The organism is Chitinophaga rhizophila (assembly GCF_019492185.1).
In the GTDB taxonomy this organism is placed as follows: Bacteria; Bacteroidota; Bacteroidia; order Chitinophagales; family Chitinophagaceae; genus Chitinophaga; species Chitinophaga rhizophila.
On the sequence record NZ_JAICCF010000005.1, the window covers coordinates 169,503 to 186,003 of the forward strand.

Here is a 16,501-nt window from a genome sequence, read left to right on the forward strand (position 1 = left end):
CTATCAGCACTTCAGTTAAACTACAATTGTAGTCCTTGTATAAGTAGTGCTACTTCGTCATGCCCTCTACCGCTTTCAGCGCCTCTGTCACATGCTTTGGCCCGTCCGTCATGTTATTAAACACATACGTTATCACACCCTGTTTATCCACTACGTAGGTCACTCTGCCAGGAATAAATACTTTCTTGGGTACGCCAAATAGCTTGCGTACTTTATTTCCTTCATCTGCAAGCAATGTGTAGGGCAGGCGGTGGTGATCTGCAAAACTTCTGTGTGATGCTACATTGTCGCCGCTGATACCAATCACTTTAGCCCCTAATTTGGTGAAATCTTCATAAGCATCTCTAAAAGAACAGGCTTCTTTGGTGCAAACACTGGTTTCATCTTTAGGATAGAAAAAGATGACAATCGGATGTTTGCCGATGACAGTGCTGATGTCAAATGTCTGACCGTCCTGGTCCTGTAATGTAAATACCGGCGCCTTGTCGCCAGCTTTCAGTTGTGCCTGGGCTTTACCAAATAAAATCATAAATAGGATTATAAGTATAGATCTTGTTTCCATCTGTATTTGTAATGTTAAATGTACGCACGAAATAGAAAATACGGCCGAAACTTTTCTTACCCGCTATTAATCATTATTTTTGACGCTTTAAATCCGCAAACTTTGAAGACCATATTGAATGGTACGCAGGTGGCCATAACCGTAGACAGGCTTTGTCACCAGTTGATTGAAAATCAGCTGGATTTCTCGCAGAGTGTGCTGATAGGCTTGCAGCCGAGAGGTATTTATCTGTCAGACAGGATCTACCACACTCTGAAAAAATTACTGCCCGGAGTACATATTAATTACGGGAAGCTGGATATCACCTTTTACCGAGATGATTTCAATACTTCCCTGCATGTACCTAACGAGACAACTATTGATTTCTCCCTGGATAACAAAAAGGTGATCCTGGTAGATGACGTATTATATACCGGTCGTACTACCCGTTCTGCACTCGATGCAATGCTCGATTTCGGGCGTCCTTCTGATGTGCAGCTGTTGGTACTGATAGATCGCCGTTTTACCCGTCAGCTGCCTATTCAGGCGGATTATACCGGTCGTACCGTAGACGCTATCATCTCTGAAAAGGTGAAGGTTCGCTGGGCCGAACGTGATGGGAAAGATGAAGTTATCCTTGAATAACCGGAACAGATGGATGCGCCCGATTGTCCGCATCCTGATTTTGATTTTGGGATTTGTAGTCAGGTCATTTATATTTGCATCTTAAATGTCATTATCAGTAAATCATCTTCTCGGAATTCGCGGCCTGCAGCGCCAGGACATTGAACTTATTTTCCAAACAGCTGATCAGTTCAAAGAGGTTTTACAAAGACCAATCAAGAAAGTTCCTTCGCTCAGGGATACCACTATCGTTAATTTATTCTTCGAAAATTCAACCCGTACACGTATTTCATTTGAGCTGGCTGAAAAGAGGCTAGGGGCCGATGTGGTGAATTTCTCCGCATCAGGTTCCTCTGTTTCCAAAGGCGAAACGCTTATCGATACGGTGAACAATATCCTGTCCATGAAAGTGGATATGGTGGTGATGAGACACTCCGCTACCGGGGCACCTCACTTCCTCTCCAGGCATATTGACGTACCCATCGTAAATGCGGGTGACGGTATTAACGAACATCCTACCCAGGCATTGCTTGATGCATTCTCTATCAGAGAAAGACTCGGCAGTGTGGCAGGAAAGAAGATTGCGATCTGTGGCGATATCATGCACTCAAGGGTTGCACTTTCCAATATCTACTGCCTCAGGCAGCTGGGGGCTGAAGTAACAGTTGTTGGTCCGCCTACACTGATACCTAAGCATATGGAAGCGGCACTCGGTGTGAACGTTAGCTATGATATCCGTGAGACACTGGCATGGTGTGATGTAGCAAATGTTCTGCGTATTCAGCTTGAAAGACAGAATACGCCGCTGTTCTCCTCCCTCCGGGAGTATTCCCTGGCTTACGGGGTGAACAGAAAACTGCTGGACAGCCTTCAGAAAGAAATCATTGTGATGCACCCTGGTCCGATTAACCGTGGCGTGGAACTGGATTCTGATGTAGCTGACTCCGGTCATTCTATCATCCTGAACCAGGTAGAGAATGGGGTAGCAGTGCGTATGGCAGTGCTATACCTGCTTTCAGGCAAGAAAGCTGGCAAAGTAGTAGAGTAACAAACACAACTAGAAAATAATAGGGTGGAAGGCGGTATGCTTTTTCACCCTTTTTTTATGTCAGAAAGTGACTGGTTAGTCCTGCGGCAGTATATCAGAAGCTGGCGTTCAGTCCGATAGTGAATGAGCGAAAGAATGGGTACTGATAACCAATATTGGTAGCCTGCTCAGGATCGTAGTACCTAATGCGCATACGGTTGGCCTCCCAGAGATCCTGTCCGGAGAAATATACACGCAGACTGTTTACCAGCGGATGGCTTCTATCAAAGTGGAAAGTATAGCCTACCTGAAGGTTTTTCAGGCGGATATATGATGCATTCATTACCCAGAAGGAAGACGGTTGCAGATTCGGACTGTTCCCGGAATATAATCTGGGAAATTCAGCATTTTGGTTTGTTGGGGACCAATGGTCGGTATGTATCAACCAAGGTTGTTGCCAGCCATCTACAAACGGCATCGCATATTTACCAGGTACCAGTACTTTTCTTGCACCGATACCCTGGAAGAAGATAGAGAAGTCAAATCCTTTACAGGAAGAGCCGGCGTCAAATCCAAAGGAATAACGTGGCTGTGAGCTACCCAGATATACCAGATCTCCGTGGTCTCCCTGTGTATGACTGCCCCCGTCTATCTTGCCGTCATTGTTTACATCAACGTACCTGATGTCTCCGGGAGCAGCCACAATACCCTGATAGGCGTGACCTTCAATATCTGCCGGACGCTGGAAATAGCCTTGCGCCTGATAACCAATAATGGCGTTGTAGGGCAATCCGCTCAGTCCGCGGTTGTTGCCATTAAGCCAGGCCGATGGTCCACTGGTGCTTAAAATCTTATTCTGATCATCAAAGATATTTGCATTTACCCAATAGCTGAACGGTCCGCGGTTATCACGCCAGCCCACATTTAGTTCCCATCCCCAGGAGCGTAGTACTGCATTGTAGAACCTGGGGGCCAGCCAGTTAACCTGCGGAAATGTCTGCTCCGCAATCTGCATCCGGCTGTTATGCTTCACAAAATAGTCTGCATTGATATTTAGTCTGCCTTTAAACAGGGTGAGGTCCAGACCGGCGTTGGTGGTAGATACGGTTTCCCAGTTATTGTTACCAGGGATGTACCGGTCGTTATCTTCATAATAGATCAGCGGATAACCTGCAGGATGTAGTAACTGATCACGATAATTGAAGTCATTGAGCCCGCTGCGCCAGTTAAAGTTGCCTAACATCCCCCAGGATGCACGTAATTTGAACTCGTCAACGAACCTGAATGCAGATGCAAACCATTTCTCATTGTTCAGTCTCCAGCCGGCAGAGAAGGAAGGGTAGAGGTGTTCCCGCTGCATCTTCTTCTGTTGTGTGCTATTATAGCTTAACTGTGACGCTACCAGGTTGGCTTCCAGTAAATACCTGTCCTTGTAATTATAATTGATACGAGTAAATACTGACGCCAGTGAGCCTGATCCCTTGAAGTGCCTGGAAGTAGCCAGTAGCGGATCATTAAAGGACATCTGAGACATTTCATTCTCACTGACCCGATCTGCTATTCTAACCCGCTGATGCTGATAGTGACTTTCATAGGCATATCCTCCAAGGATATGTACAGTGTTTGCTTTGCCCGCGGAAAGGTCGTAGTCTGCCAATAATTGCAGACTATGCTGCACTTCCAGCAGATAGCCTCGTTTGAGTGTATTTGGATCATTGACGCCATTGACATATCCATCTCCGTTATAGAAGTTCACAGTGCGTTTCCCCAGACCATCATGTGTAGTGGTCAGCTGCGGACTATACACTGCTTTCAGCGTCAGGCCTTTGTATAAGTTTTCTGCTTTTAGTGTAAATACCGCATCTGCATACGACGTACGCTCGTCCCGTTTACCTCCATCTTTCAGTAATGCATGTCCGTTATATCCTGCGGTATATTTATTTGAGCCTGGCACATACAGCGGTACGCTGCCTGGCTGCTGATAAAGGAAGTTAAGTATGCCATAGTTACCATCGACACGCCATCCAGGAGATAGTGTGTTGCTTTTTGCATATTGCAGACTGGTTTCCAGGCTAAGTATATCGCTGAACCGGTTGTTAAAATTAGCCTGGAGGTTGGTACGGGAGGTTTTATCCCAGCCAGTATTAAACAATCCCTGGCGGGAAAACTGTCCGAAGGAGAAGAGGTATTGGTGATCAGAGTTACCACCTCTGGCAGTCAGGTTATAGGTGGATGTTGTACTGTTACCACGGGTGACATCATCCAATGGGTCAATGTCGTCGTAATAATTGAAGTTTTGTGTACCGTCCAGGCGCGGGAGGTAATTAATTGCCGGATCTTTCAGCAGCTCAATGTCGCGGGACGTCCATACTGGTTGTAGGCCTGCATTCCCTGTAGCTTCATTCTGTAGCGATGCTGCCTGCCAGGAGCGCATCCGCCTGGGCATAGAAATAGGTGTTTCAATACCAAACAGACTACTGTATTCAACCGCTACTTTGCCGCTTTTGCCTCTTTTTGTGGTAACCAGCACTACGCCACCAGCTGCCAGCGGACCATAAATAGATGCAGCCGCTGCATCTTTCAGTACGGAAATAGACTCAATATCATTAGGATTCAAGAGAGAGATAGAACCAGGAGCGCCATCTACCAGTACAAGTGGTTCACTATAATTGCCGGAAGACAGTCCCCTGATCTGGAGGTTAAAGCCTTCTTTCCCTGGCTGGCCATTGTTGCGGGTAACCAGCAATCCTGGGGCTGTACCTTGCAGGGCGGCCATGACGTTAGTGACCGGCCGGCTTTTCAGGCGACGGCCTTCTACTTTTGTGATTGCACCGGTGATGTTAGCTTTCGTATGCAGACCGTAACCAATGATTACCAGGTCGTTTAATGTCTTAGGGTCGTTCTGAAGAACGATTTCTAATGTTTTGCGGTCGCGCAGAGATATTTCTCGTGCCTCATAGCCAATCAGGGAGAATTGAAGTACTGCTTGTCCGTTGACTACCGGTATACGGAAGCGTCCATTTTCATTAGTACTTGCGCCGCTATGTGTATCTTTTTCCCGTATAGACACGCCGGCCAGTGGACGTTCTCCGTCTGTAATCAAGCCGGTTACAACATATTTCTCCGCTTCCTGGCTTACTGGGCGGCGGGTTATGCCGGGAGTGGAGGATGTTTCAGCTTCGGGATAAATGATAATCTGCTTATTCCGGATTTCAAACGCGTAGCCGGTATTGGTGAAGATGCGGCGTAATACAGTGGTGAGTGGTTGTTTATTTGCCTGAAGCGTGATAGAGCGGGCATTATCAAGAACAGTAGAGGAGATGGCGAAGGTAAGTCCGGTTTGTTTCTCTATGAGGCGAATGACCTGCCGGAGACTAGTCCTTGAAACTTTAAGGGTGACTTTTATAGAGTCACCGTCCTGGAAGTTTGCTGAGTTAAAGTTTGTGGGGTAGGGGTTGGCATAGGATAAATAGGAAAATGACAGCCCTCCGCATACTAAAAACAATAGTATGCACCAGCGCTTATAGTAAGTCGCCTTACGGAATGCTTGTATGATAAACTGCATTATCCTCCGGACGACTAATAAATTTCTACGAGGCTATCTTTTTGTACGGCCTGTACCTGTAATGTTTTGGACAGTATATCCAGTACCTCTGACAGAGATTCTTTATGGAAAGTGGCCAACAGCTTTTTGTCTGTCAGACCATCTCCTTTGAGAACAATATTTACTTTATAGTAATCTGCGAGTACTTCCGCTACTTCTGAAAGTGGTGCATCCACGAAGGTTAGCTGACCGGTCTTCCAGGCAATAGGGTTATTGTTGCGGTGATGACGGGTACTGATCGTTGTGCCTGCCAGCAGCATTTCTGCTTCTTCGCCAGGTGTCAGGATTACAGATTTTTTCCCATTCCGGTATACCGCTTTCACTTTTCCGCTTTGTACGAAGACTTTCACACCCTGTTTGGTCTCTTTAACGTCAAAGGAGGTACCAAGTACTTCAATATCAACGTTTTTAAGATGAACAGAGAATGGCTTCTCCGGCATATGTTTAACATCCACGAATACTTCACCTTGCTGCACAAATATCTCACGGCTGTTTTTCTGGAAGTTCCGAGGATATTTTACGCTGGTATGCGCATTCAGGAATAAACGAGTGCCATCAGGCAGTAAAAGACTATCGGTATTCTGAGCGGTCTGTTGTGCGATGTAAGCAGGCTGCCTGTAAATGATAACAGCGGCTGCTACAAGGATGGCCGCTGCTGCTGCCGCCCACCATACTCTGACGGTCATGGACTTTACTTTACCTTTAGCCACCGGCTGGGAAGCTGGCACCTGAGTAACAGTAGCTGTAACCGGAGGAAGGCTGGTAGCTGTCAGCTGAGCGTCCAGCAATTGCCACTGATGAGCAATGTCATAAGATGCAGCCGCAGGTAAAACCTCTCCCTGCCATAATGCCTTCGTTTCGAGGAAGATATCAAGATTGGCAGCGTCGAGCTGCAACCATTCATCCAGTGAACGTTTGTGCTCCTCATTCCCTGGTTCCTCCAGGTAGCGGATAACGACATCGATATCAGGTTGCTGTTTCATCTCTTAGTATTAATACAATCAAAAATACCCTTACCATTAGTCTTTTTTAAAAAAAACCTTTTTAGGGTGTTTGTCCCTTGTTGAGCTTATGCTACATATATTATATATAGCAGGTAACAGATCATATAAAGGTAATGTTTCCGTTTATTGCTGGTTTAACAGACCAAGCCTGATTTTCTTCAGTGCAGTAGTAAGATGCGTATAGACGGTATTGATGGAAATATTCAGTTGCTGGGATATTTCTGTGGGTGACAATCCTTTAAACCGGCTCATTTCAAATACCCGGCGGCATTGATCCGGTAGTTTTTCAAGTATGGATAAATATTGGGCTTCCAGTTCCTTATGCTCCAGAAGCAGGTGCTCAACCTTAGATTCCGTAGTTGTAAATTGCTGTTCTTTAGCATATTGCTGCTGTCTCTGGGTCTTTTTGATCCGGTTGAGGCAAGTGTTAACCGTGGCTCTCGCCAGATAATGCTGAATAGGAGCGCGCTCGTCCAGATTGTCTGCCGTACGCCATAAGTTCAGGAACACATCCTGCACAATATCCTGTGCCTCGTCCTGATCACGCAGGTAGCGCAAGGCAATACTGAACATCGAGGGTGAAAACTGATTGAATATAATTTCAAATACCTGTTTATCCCTGTTCCGGACCCCATTAACTATATCTGTATTGTTGAGCGGCAGCATCCTGTAACTTATCTTTTCTAATCTATATTGTATTTGCTATTTGCAACGGACTAAAGTCGGCTATCAAAAACAGAACAAGGCAAAATTACTTTATTATATCAATTTATCAGCTAATTGACGGACCAACGGCGCTCAGAACCAGAGATTTCAGAAAGTTTAAAAATAAGATCCGCTACAGTAGCGGCTTTTGACGGAAAAAGCCGAAATGCTAAAAAAAAGCGAAGTTTTTTTTCAAAAGGACTAATGGTAAAGTCTGAACTGGATGTATTGTATATGTAGACAGTGAACAAAGCGGCACTTTGCAGGCGCCTGCTAAACAAGTGCGGTTTAAAAGAGTTTTTTATAACCATTTTGATATTGTAAAAAACCTAAAACCAATTTGTATGAAAACGACAAAGTTTGGCCTATCGGCACTTGTCGCCATGGTAATTGGAGCATTGGCCTTCAATTCCTTTGACGGGGGAACCATTAGTGGCAAAGTTACGCCGGTAGACGGGGCTACCGAAGTCTGGGCAATTTCAGGTCCGGATACATTGAAGGCCTCCGTTACCGACGGCGCTTTTTCAGTACAGCCTGCTAAAGCAGGTACCTATACCGTGATTATCGACGCTAAAGATCCTTATAAAGACGCCACCCTCAACGACGTGAAAGTCGAAGAAGGCAAAGTAACAGACCTGGGGGAAATAAAGCTGGACTAAAAAACCGCTTTGGCGTTAAAACTTACAACTCCTAAGCATGATAGGAAAGTTGAGACCTGTAACAACCGGCCGGCTCTTCTGGGCCGGTTTATTTTTTTTATATCATCATGCATCATAGCTCATTCAGCTAACATTCTCCCTCACCTCAGTATTCCTCAGCAGGAAAGACGATAGATGACTGGTAATTTCACCACGCTTGCCCTCTGGAAATGGAATTATTTTTGATCTATCGTCTATCTTTATATCTTTCCTTACCCACTTATTCTCATGCGTACAGTTATTCTCCTCCTTATTTCCAACACCTTCATGACCTTCGCCTGGTACGGCCACCTCAAATACGAAAACGTTCCTATATGGAAAGTTGTCCTTATCAGCTGGGGAATCGCCTTCTTTGAATACTGCTTCATGGTTCCAGCCAATCGCTTCGGCGCTCAGGAAGGTTTCTCAGGCTTTCAGCTGAAAACAATCCAGGAGGTTATCACCCTCACCGTCTTCAGCCTCTTCGCCGTCTTTATCCTTAAAGAACCGCTTAGATGGAACTATCTCGTCTCTTTCCTGTTCATTCTCGGAGCCGTTTACTTCATGTTTAAGAAATAATACCTTTCACCTTTTATCACATTTTCTTTTACAGCTATATTTAATCACTATTTTTGGCCACTGTTTAATAAGCAAAAGCAATGGTTAAAGGATTTTGTTTAATACTGATGTCAGGCCTGTTCGCGGCTACCGCCTGGGCACAACGCTCTCCGCTGGTAAATGCGGCAGATATAAAGCTGCAATTCAAAAAACTCGATACGCTCGGAAGTGTTTTATATATCGCCGCTCATCCTGACGATGAGAATACCCGGTTACTGGGATACCTGGCGAAAGAGAAGCTATACCGTACCGGATACCTCTCCCTCACAAGAGGCGACGGTGGTCAGAACCTGGTAGGAGATGAACAGGGCGAACTGCTCGGATTGATCCGTACCCAGGAACTCCTGGCTGCCCGCAGAATAGACGGTGCAGAGCAGTTCTTCACCCGTGCCCTTGATTTCGGCTTTTCTAAAAACCCTGCTGAAACATTCACCATCTGGGATAAAGACAAGATACTCGGCGATGTGGTATGGATGATCCGTAAATTCCAGCCCGATGTTATTGTCTGCCGCTTCCCTCCGGATAGCCGTGCAGGTCATGGTCATCATACTGCCTCAGCGATGCTGGCAGAAGAAGCATTTGAAGCCGCTGCTGATCCTAAACGTTATCCTGAACAACTCAAGCAATTGCAACCCTGGAAGGCACACCGCATTATGTGGAACACCTTTAACTGGGGAGGCGCTGTAGATAACTCCGCCGGTCAGTTATACGAAATGAACGTCGGTACCTTTAACTACCTGCTGGGCAGGGGCTATGGGGAAATTGCTGCTGAAAGCCGCTCCCAGCACAAGAGCCAGGGCTTTGGCGTACCTGCTACCAGAGGTAGCTCCTACGAATATTTCTCGCCTATCAAAGGTGGTAAGCCCTCTTACAGCCTGCTGGAAGGGGTAAATACTACCTGGAGCCGCATCCCTGGTGGGAAGGCTGTCGGAGAAATGATCAGCAAAGCGCAGGCTGCCTATAAAATAGAAGATCCAGGGGCGTCAGTACCTGCCCTGCTGGATATTCGCAAAGCTATCCAGGCATTACCTGAAGGCTACTGGCGTAACCAGAAACTGAAAGAAACTGAAGAATTACTGTTTGCTTGCGCAGGTCTCTGGATGGAAGCCTATAGCAATACCCAGGTCGTGGTACCGGGTCAGCCTATGCAGGGTAGCGTTCAGCTGCTGTGCAATAGTCAGGCGAATGTATCTGTAGAACAGATCACTTTCGGTGGAAAGGATACTATATTTAGCAAATTGCCACTGGAATATAACCGCCTGCGCACTATTAATGAAATGATGACATTGCCTGCCGGCCTCGAAGCCTCTCAGCCTTACTGGTTGCAGGCACCTCACCCTATTGGTATCTATACTATTAAAGATCCGATGCATGTAGGTTATCCGGAGAACAAGCCTTCGCTGGAAGCAGTGATCCGGTTACGTATTAATGGTGAGCCACTGACTGTAACCAGACCGGTACAATATAAATTTACCGACCCGGTTAAAGGCGAACTGTATGAACCACTCGTAGTAGCGCCGCCGGTAGTTGCTAACCTGAATAACAACGTATTCATCTTCACCCAGACACAGGCCCAACCTGTACAGGTGAAGCTGCGCGCCACAGGACAGCCCAACAAAGGTACGATCCGCTTACAGCTGCCTGCCGGTTTCACCAGCCAGGAAGCAGAACAGCCATATGAGCTTTCTTCCAAAGGAGACGAAACTGTGGTGACTTTCCATATTGCTCCACAGAAAGTAGCCGGCATTAATCGTACGGATACGCTGCGTGTAGAAATCCGTAGTGAAGGGAAAGTTTATACCCGCAGCATACGTACCATCGCCTATGATCATATTCCGGATATCACCATCTTTCCCAAAGCTACCGCCAGACTTGTTACTGTAGATCTGCAACGCAATGGCCGTAAACTGGGTTATATCCCGGGTGCAGGTGATATGGTAGCGGCTTCTCTGAGACAGGTGGGTTACGAAGTGACTATCCTGGACGAAAAAGAAATCATGAACGGGGATCTGCAGCAATATGATGCGATCATCGCTGGTGTAAGGGTATATAATATCAATTCCCGCATCAAATACTGGCAGCCACGCCTGATGGAGTATGTGAAGAACGGGGGTACCTACCTGGTACAGTACAATGTGAGCAGTCCGCTGATGACAGCCAATATTGGTCCGTATCCTTTCACTATCACCCGCGACCGCGTAACGGATGAAACAGCTGCGGTAACGGTCCTGCAACCACAGAACGATATCATGCATTATCCGAATAAGATCACGACGAATGACTTTGACGGCTGGATACAGGAAAGAGGACTTTATTTCACGCAGATGGCCGATCCTTCCTACCAAAAAGTATTCGCCATGCATGATAAAGGTGAAGAAGACCTGCAGGGTTCTACGCTGGTAGCCAATTACGGTAAAGGAAGATTTGTATATACATCGCTGGCCTTCTTCCGCGAACTGCCTGCCGGTGTGCCAGGTGCATACCGCTTATTTGTTAATCTTATTTCTAAGAAGAAATAATTCATTCCATGAGCAAAGAACGGCAAAGCGGATCCAGACTGACCATTGTAGGTGTTATGTGCATCATCATAGGACTTGTAATAGGTTTCGGGATCAAAAAAGTGCATATCGGCCTGTTGATAGGATTAGCGCTTGGCCTGTTGAGCGGAAATATGATACGGAAAAGAAATTAACGCTATGACTGATAATAACGAACATCCTCCTCTTTTTCCAAGATGGAGGCACTGGTATGCCGTTGTCATAATCTGGCTGGCATGCCTGATAGGAGGCTTTTATTTTTTCACTAAAGTATTTTCATGAGCGTAGCTGATTGGATCGTACTGGGAGTCACACTGGTGAGTATCATTTTGTATGGCGTATGGAAGAGTCGCGGACAACGCGATATGCAGGGGTATTTCCTGGATAACCAGTCTATGCCCTGGTATATAGTCTTATTGTCTATCATCGGTACGCAGGCCAGTGCGGTGACGTTCCTTTCTGCACCTGGGCAGGCGTATACTGACGGGATGAGGTTTGTACAGTACTACTTTGGTCTGCCATTAGCCATGGTGGTCCTTTGTATCACCTTTGTGCCCATCTTTCACAAACTGAAAGTATATACTGCCTATGAATACCTGGAGCAACGCTTCGATCTGAAAACGCGTACCCTGACATCGGGCTTGTTCCTGCTGCAACGCGCACTCTCTACTGGTATCAGTATTTATGCACCTTCAATTATCTTGTCTTCATTACTGGGATGGAATATCTACCTGACGAATGTGATCATGGGTGGATTGCTCATTATCTATACCGTATCAGGGGGGACAAGAGCGGTAAGTTATACGCAGACGTTTCAGCTGGTGATCATCTTTGCTGCCATGTTTCTGGCGGGATGGATGGTAGTTCACCTGCTGCCGGAAGGTGTAGGTTTCAAAGAAGCCTTACAGGTATCCGGTAAAATGGACAAGCTGAATGTGATTGTAACAGATTTTGACTGGAAAGACCGCTACAATATCTGGAGCGGATTGATTGGCGGCTTCTTCCTGGCCCTATCATACTTTGGTACTGACCAGTCGCAGGTAGGCCGTTACCTGACGGCGCGTTCTGTTACAGAAAGCCGTCTGGGGTTGCTGATGAACGGCCTTGTAAAAGTGCCTATGCAATTTCTGATACTGCTGATTGGCGCGCTTGTATTTGTATTCTATCTCTATTTCCGCGCACCGGTTTTCTTCAATGAGGCGCAGATTAACAAAGTATATAAGTCAGAACAGGGAGCTGCCTTCAGACAGGCAGAAGATAAATATAATCAGCTGGCTACCCTGAAACAGCAGCAGGTGAAAGATATGGCGGCTGCAATCAGCAGTGGTAATGAAACTGCTATCGCGGAGAAGAAGGCTTTGCTCAAAGATACAGAAGCCCGGTCTGCTGCTGCCCGTGAAGATGCCATTGCACTGATCAAAGAAGCTGATCCTGCAGCTGATACGAACGACACCAATTATATCTTCCTGCATTTTGTAGTGAATAATCTGCCCAAAGGACTGGTAGGATTACTGATTGCTATTATATTCCTGGCGGCCTGGGGTAGTATTGCTGCGGCGCTCAATTCACTGGCATCTACCACAGTAATTGATATCTACCAGCGTATGATCAGAAAAGACGGGACAGATGAACATTACCTGTCAGTATCCCGGTGGTGGACGGTTTTCTGGGGGCTGTTCTGCATTGTTGTCGCACAGTTTGCCAGTCAGCTTGGCAGCCTGATAGAGGCGGTGAATATTCTCGGTTCTCTTTTTTATGGTGTCATCCTGGGTATTTTCCTGGTGGCCTTCTACTGCAAGTGGATAGGAGGGGCTGCTACCTTCTGGGCGGCTATCATATCAGAGGTGGGCGTGATTGTTATATATCTGCTGGACATTGTATCCTTCCTGTGGCTGAATGCTATAGGCTGTTTCCTGGTTATTATCATAGCTGCTGTGCTGCAGCTTTTCATCGGGAAGCGACAGTCCACAGCAACCAGCGGAATTACTGGCAATAATAAATAGTGGCTCAATAGAAGTGCAGGTATAGTGGCATGCCGGCTGCTGATGTAATATAAATAATTGCCTGTCTCTGGCAGGCTACTGAAATAAAAAAAGGGTGTATCAACAGTTGATACACCCTTTTTTATCCTGTGAAAAGAATAACTTATAAAGAAGCGATAATCTTCTGATTGATCACTACATAGTCATCATTTTTTGCTGTTTTAGCCAGCTCAATTGCTTTCTCTGCAGTTGCTTTCGCACCTTTTTTGTCACCGGATTTAGCCTGGATACGAGCCTTCAGGGTAACGATCCAGAAAGCGGAAGCGTTTTCCTGGATAGCTGCGTCTACCCATGTCAGGGCCTGTTTCAGGTCACGGTTTGTTTCGTAGTAGTAAGTAGCTGCCTGGAAGTAAGGTTTTTTATCGCCTTTCATAGCTGTTTCCAGCTGCGCCATGATTTTGTCGTCTACTTCTGCAGTCAGTTTAACAGGGATCATTGTTTTTTCCCACATCAGCATCAGGTTAGCAGAAGATGGTTTCACATCGTCAAAGCCAATCATGAAGTTCTCAATAGAAAAAGGCAGTGCAACTGGTTTTACTTTTACGCGTACTACGTCGTTCTCTGGCTTGTAAGCTGCAGGGCTGGTAACATCCAGGCTTTTAGTCAGGATCACAGTCCACTCAGATTTACCAGGGATGGTCAGCAGACCATATTTACCTGCTTTTACAGCTGTACCGCCAAAGTTAATATCTTCACCGAAGGTGATAACAGTAGCGCCATTTGCGCCTGTTCTCCATACTTTATCGTAAGGAACCAGGTCGCCCATGATCGTTCTGCCTTTCGCTGCCGGACGGGAATAGTTCACTTCAACAAATGACAGTGCAAAATCCTGGTGTATTGTCTGACCAGGGCTTGGCGCCGGCATCTTAACGCCCTGAGCGAAAGATAACTGTGCGCAAAGCAGCAGGGAACAACCTGCTGACAGGTAACGGAATAACGGTTTCATATGTGTTTCGTTTGGTGGTTTAATGAGTTGCAAAGATGAACTTTCTTTACCATACCATCAACCCACTTATCATTCTATTAGTCCGTTTCTGAAAGCATGCATGACTAGACCGACGATATTCTTTGCACCTGTTTTCTCCAGCAGCTTCTGGCGAAGCCCTTCTACTGTACGTGGACTGAGGAATATTTCCTTTGAAATTTCCTGTGTGGTATACTCATTACAGATCAGTCGTAATACTTCCAGCTCACGGTCAGTAAGCTGTACTTCGTTTCTGAAAGTGGGCTTAAAGTGCTGCTTGTTCTTGTGCATCACTTTTTTGAGCAGGGCCAGGTTTACGTTCTCATTGAAGTAAAAACCTTTTTCATACGTGGTACAGATAGCTTCATAGATCTCTCCGGGTTCCGCATTCTTCAACAGATATGCGTTTGCACCATTTTCGATGAGGTGTACAATGAAGTTGTCGTCTTCATACATTGTGAGTACAATGACTTTCACATTTGCGTATTTCTCACGCACTTTTTTAGTGGCCTCAATGCCGTCCATATTAGGCATCTTCAGATCCATCAGGATAACGTCAGGTTGCTGATCTTCCATTATCTGCAGGAGGTGCGCCCCATCTTCAGCTTCAAATACAACACTTATGTTCTCATATGGGGTGAGGGTATTAATAACACCGCTGCGGAAGATCTTATGATCGTCGGCAATGGCCACCTTAATGTTGTTCACCATAGGGGAGGCTGTTTAAGTATTTTGATAGAATTGTCCCTTGCAGAACAGCATAATTGTGTGACAGTATAACGGGTACGAAGTTCCCCGGTCAAGGATTATCGGCTGTTCAGCAGGACAAAGCTAGAAAAAATCGTCTTATTCCTCAGCGCTTTGATAATTTTCCACTCTTATTTCTGCATTGGTACCACCGCCGATGCCAGCGCTGTAAGAGATCGTTCCACCAATAACGTTGAGGCGGCTTTCTATATTTCTCAGTCCCAGGCTACCCGTTCTTGGGCCTGGTTTTTCCAGAGATGCCACCAGTAAGCCGTTACCATTGTCCACTACGTTGATCTGCAAGGCATTTGCATTGCACTGATAAGTAATTTCAATCTGGGTTGCCTGCGCGTGTTTCAGGATATTATTGATGAGTTCCTGTACTACACGATAAATGTTCAGTGCCTTTTCTATATCAACGTGGTGCGGGTTCCCTTCGTCTTTGAAAGAGATCTTCACCTGTTTGTTTTTGTTCATCAGGTTACAGAACGAATCAAGGGCTTTGGATAATCCAAGATTTTCGAGCGCCTGCGGGTGGAGGCTTTGGGAGATGAAGCGGAGATGTTGAATGATCGTATCAGTAAAGTCTTTTGTCTCTTTTAACTGTTCCAGTTCTTTGTTTTCGGTCTTCAATAATGGTTGTAACTGGTTAAGATTGAGTTTAAGTACGGATAACTGTGCGCCCACCTCATCATGCAGGTCTTCTGCAATACGTTTCCTTTCCTGCTCCTGGCCCTGCAAGATAGCCATTAATCGCTCTTTCTGTAGCTGGAGGTCTTTATCGCGGATGGCCAGTTTATGTTGTATTACCTGTTTCTGCTGAAAAATCACAAGTACGATCACCAGGATACTCAGTAATAACATCACAGCGGTCCCGATAATAAGCAGGTCTGAAAAAATCATGAACGGATCTTTTTAACTTTTGTGAGACCAATATACAAAAGGATCAGCTGAATAATACCGGCAATAAAGGTTACCGCCAGTGTCAGCCTTGTAGATCCTTTTACACCCTGGTATCCGAAGTTCATTAGGTTATAAGCAAGGGAAAAGAGAAAATAACCGCAGTGATAAACGAAGATTCCTGAGTTATACCAGAAGTCAGGCAATGAGTTAATAAAAACCGATTGTCTGACCAGCTCATCGTCACGCAGCAGCTGGTAGAAAAAGATAGCACAATAGATCATCAGGATAAAGGTCTCGGCTGATATAGCATAGGAGTTGAATGCATTAGGCCCCTCGAGTTTCACATAATCCAGAATGACAAAAGCTAGAACCGGAGGAATCATCGCGAGGATGATCGTGCGCACCGTTTTATATTTGATCACTGCATGGAAATAAAGGGAAAGAATTATAAACTGCAGGGAATACATCGTGTTGTAGAACCAGAGATTATTACCCCATATCTGCGCAA

General features: G+C 45.8%; 14 protein-coding genes. 6 read left to right on the forward strand and 8 right to left on the reverse strand.

Annotation, left to right across the window (positions count from 1 at the left end):
- Nucleotides 1-49 precede the first annotated feature (49 nt).
- Nucleotides 50-529: a peroxiredoxin gene (locus tag K1Y79_RS24960; RefSeq protein WP_220252940.1), complete on the reverse strand. Its 480-nt coding sequence runs from the start codon at nucleotides 527-529 to the stop codon at nucleotides 50-52.
- 135 nt (nucleotides 530-664) lie between these two features.
- On the opposite strand from K1Y79_RS24960, the gene pyrR reads away from it, so the two are divergent.
- Nucleotides 665-1,186, forward strand: a complete 522-nt coding sequence (gene pyrR / locus K1Y79_RS24965; RefSeq protein WP_220252941.1) for a bifunctional pyr operon transcriptional regulator/uracil phosphoribosyltransferase PyrR — start codon at nucleotides 665-667, stop codon at nucleotides 1,184-1,186.
- 85 nt (nucleotides 1,187-1,271) lie between these two features.
- Nucleotides 1,272-2,213, forward strand: a complete 942-nt coding sequence (locus K1Y79_RS24970; protein ID WP_220252942.1) for an aspartate carbamoyltransferase catalytic subunit — start codon at nucleotides 1,272-1,274, stop codon at nucleotides 2,211-2,213.
- A gap of 94 nt (nucleotides 2,214-2,307) precedes the next feature.
- Here K1Y79_RS24970 and K1Y79_RS24975 read toward each other — a convergent pair whose 3' ends face one another.
- The 3 genes from K1Y79_RS24975 to K1Y79_RS24985 form a co-directional block, all read right to left on the reverse strand.
- Nucleotides 2,308-5,757, reverse strand: a complete 3,450-nt coding sequence (locus K1Y79_RS24975; RefSeq protein WP_220252943.1) for a SusC/RagA family TonB-linked outer membrane protein — start codon at nucleotides 5,755-5,757, stop codon at nucleotides 2,308-2,310.
- Between the two features lie 14 nt (nucleotides 5,758-5,771).
- On the reverse strand, nucleotides 5,772-6,779 hold the full coding sequence (locus tag K1Y79_RS24980) for a FecR family protein (RefSeq protein WP_220252944.1): 1,008 nt from the start codon (nucleotides 6,777-6,779) through the stop codon (nucleotides 5,772-5,774).
- Nucleotides 6,780-6,923: 144 nt separating this feature from the next.
- Entirely contained in the window at nucleotides 6,924-7,466 is a 543-nt protein-coding gene (locus K1Y79_RS24985) for an RNA polymerase sigma-70 factor (RefSeq protein ID WP_220252945.1), read from the reverse strand.
- Nucleotides 7,467-7,849: 383 nt separating this feature from the next.
- Here K1Y79_RS24985 and K1Y79_RS24990 point away from each other — a divergent pair, with 383 nt between their 5' ends.
- The 4 genes from K1Y79_RS24990 (at nucleotide 7,850) to K1Y79_RS25005 (ending at nucleotide 13,340) form a co-directional block, all read left to right on the forward strand.
- On the forward strand, nucleotides 7,850-8,164 hold the full coding sequence (locus tag K1Y79_RS24990) for a carboxypeptidase-like regulatory domain-containing protein (protein WP_220252946.1): 315 nt from the start codon (nucleotides 7,850-7,852) through the stop codon (nucleotides 8,162-8,164).
- A gap of 267 nt (nucleotides 8,165-8,431) precedes the next feature.
- Entirely contained in the window at nucleotides 8,432-8,761 is a 330-nt protein-coding gene (locus K1Y79_RS24995; protein ID WP_220252947.1) for a DMT family protein, read from the forward strand.
- A gap of 107 nt (nucleotides 8,762-8,868) precedes the next feature.
- The gene (locus K1Y79_RS25000) at nucleotides 8,869-11,319 is read left to right on the forward strand and encodes a PIG-L family deacetylase (protein WP_236059835.1); all 2,451 of its coding nucleotides are present in this window, start codon (nucleotides 8,869-8,871) and stop codon (nucleotides 11,317-11,319) included.
- 296 nt (nucleotides 11,320-11,615) lie between these two features.
- A complete protein-coding gene (locus K1Y79_RS25005) occupies nucleotides 11,616-13,340 on the forward strand; it encodes a sodium:solute symporter (RefSeq protein WP_220252949.1) in 1,725 nt (574 codons plus the stop codon).
- A gap of 142 nt (nucleotides 13,341-13,482) precedes the next feature.
- Here the strand turns inward: K1Y79_RS25005 and K1Y79_RS25010 are convergent, their stop codons facing one another.
- From K1Y79_RS25010 to K1Y79_RS25025, 4 genes are all read right to left on the reverse strand, one after another.
- Nucleotides 13,483-14,325, reverse strand: a complete 843-nt coding sequence (locus K1Y79_RS25010) for a DUF2911 domain-containing protein (protein WP_220252950.1) — start codon at nucleotides 14,323-14,325, stop codon at nucleotides 13,483-13,485.
- A 69-nt stretch (nucleotides 14,326-14,394) separates the two neighbouring features.
- Nucleotides 14,395-15,054 (reverse strand): response regulator transcription factor, encoded by a 660-nt coding sequence (locus K1Y79_RS25015; protein WP_220252951.1) that lies wholly within the window; start codon nucleotides 15,052-15,054, stop codon nucleotides 14,395-14,397.
- A gap of 135 nt (nucleotides 15,055-15,189) precedes the next feature.
- On the reverse strand, nucleotides 15,190-15,993 hold the full coding sequence (locus K1Y79_RS25020) for a sensor histidine kinase (RefSeq protein ID WP_220252952.1): 804 nt from the start codon (nucleotides 15,991-15,993) through the stop codon (nucleotides 15,190-15,192).
- A complete protein-coding gene (locus K1Y79_RS25025; RefSeq protein WP_220252953.1) occupies nucleotides 15,990-16,397 on the reverse strand; it encodes a hypothetical protein in 408 nt (135 codons plus the stop codon). Before K1Y79_RS25025 ends, K1Y79_RS25020 begins: the two co-directional genes overlap by 4 nt.
- Nucleotides 16,398-16,501: the final 104 nt, after the last annotated feature.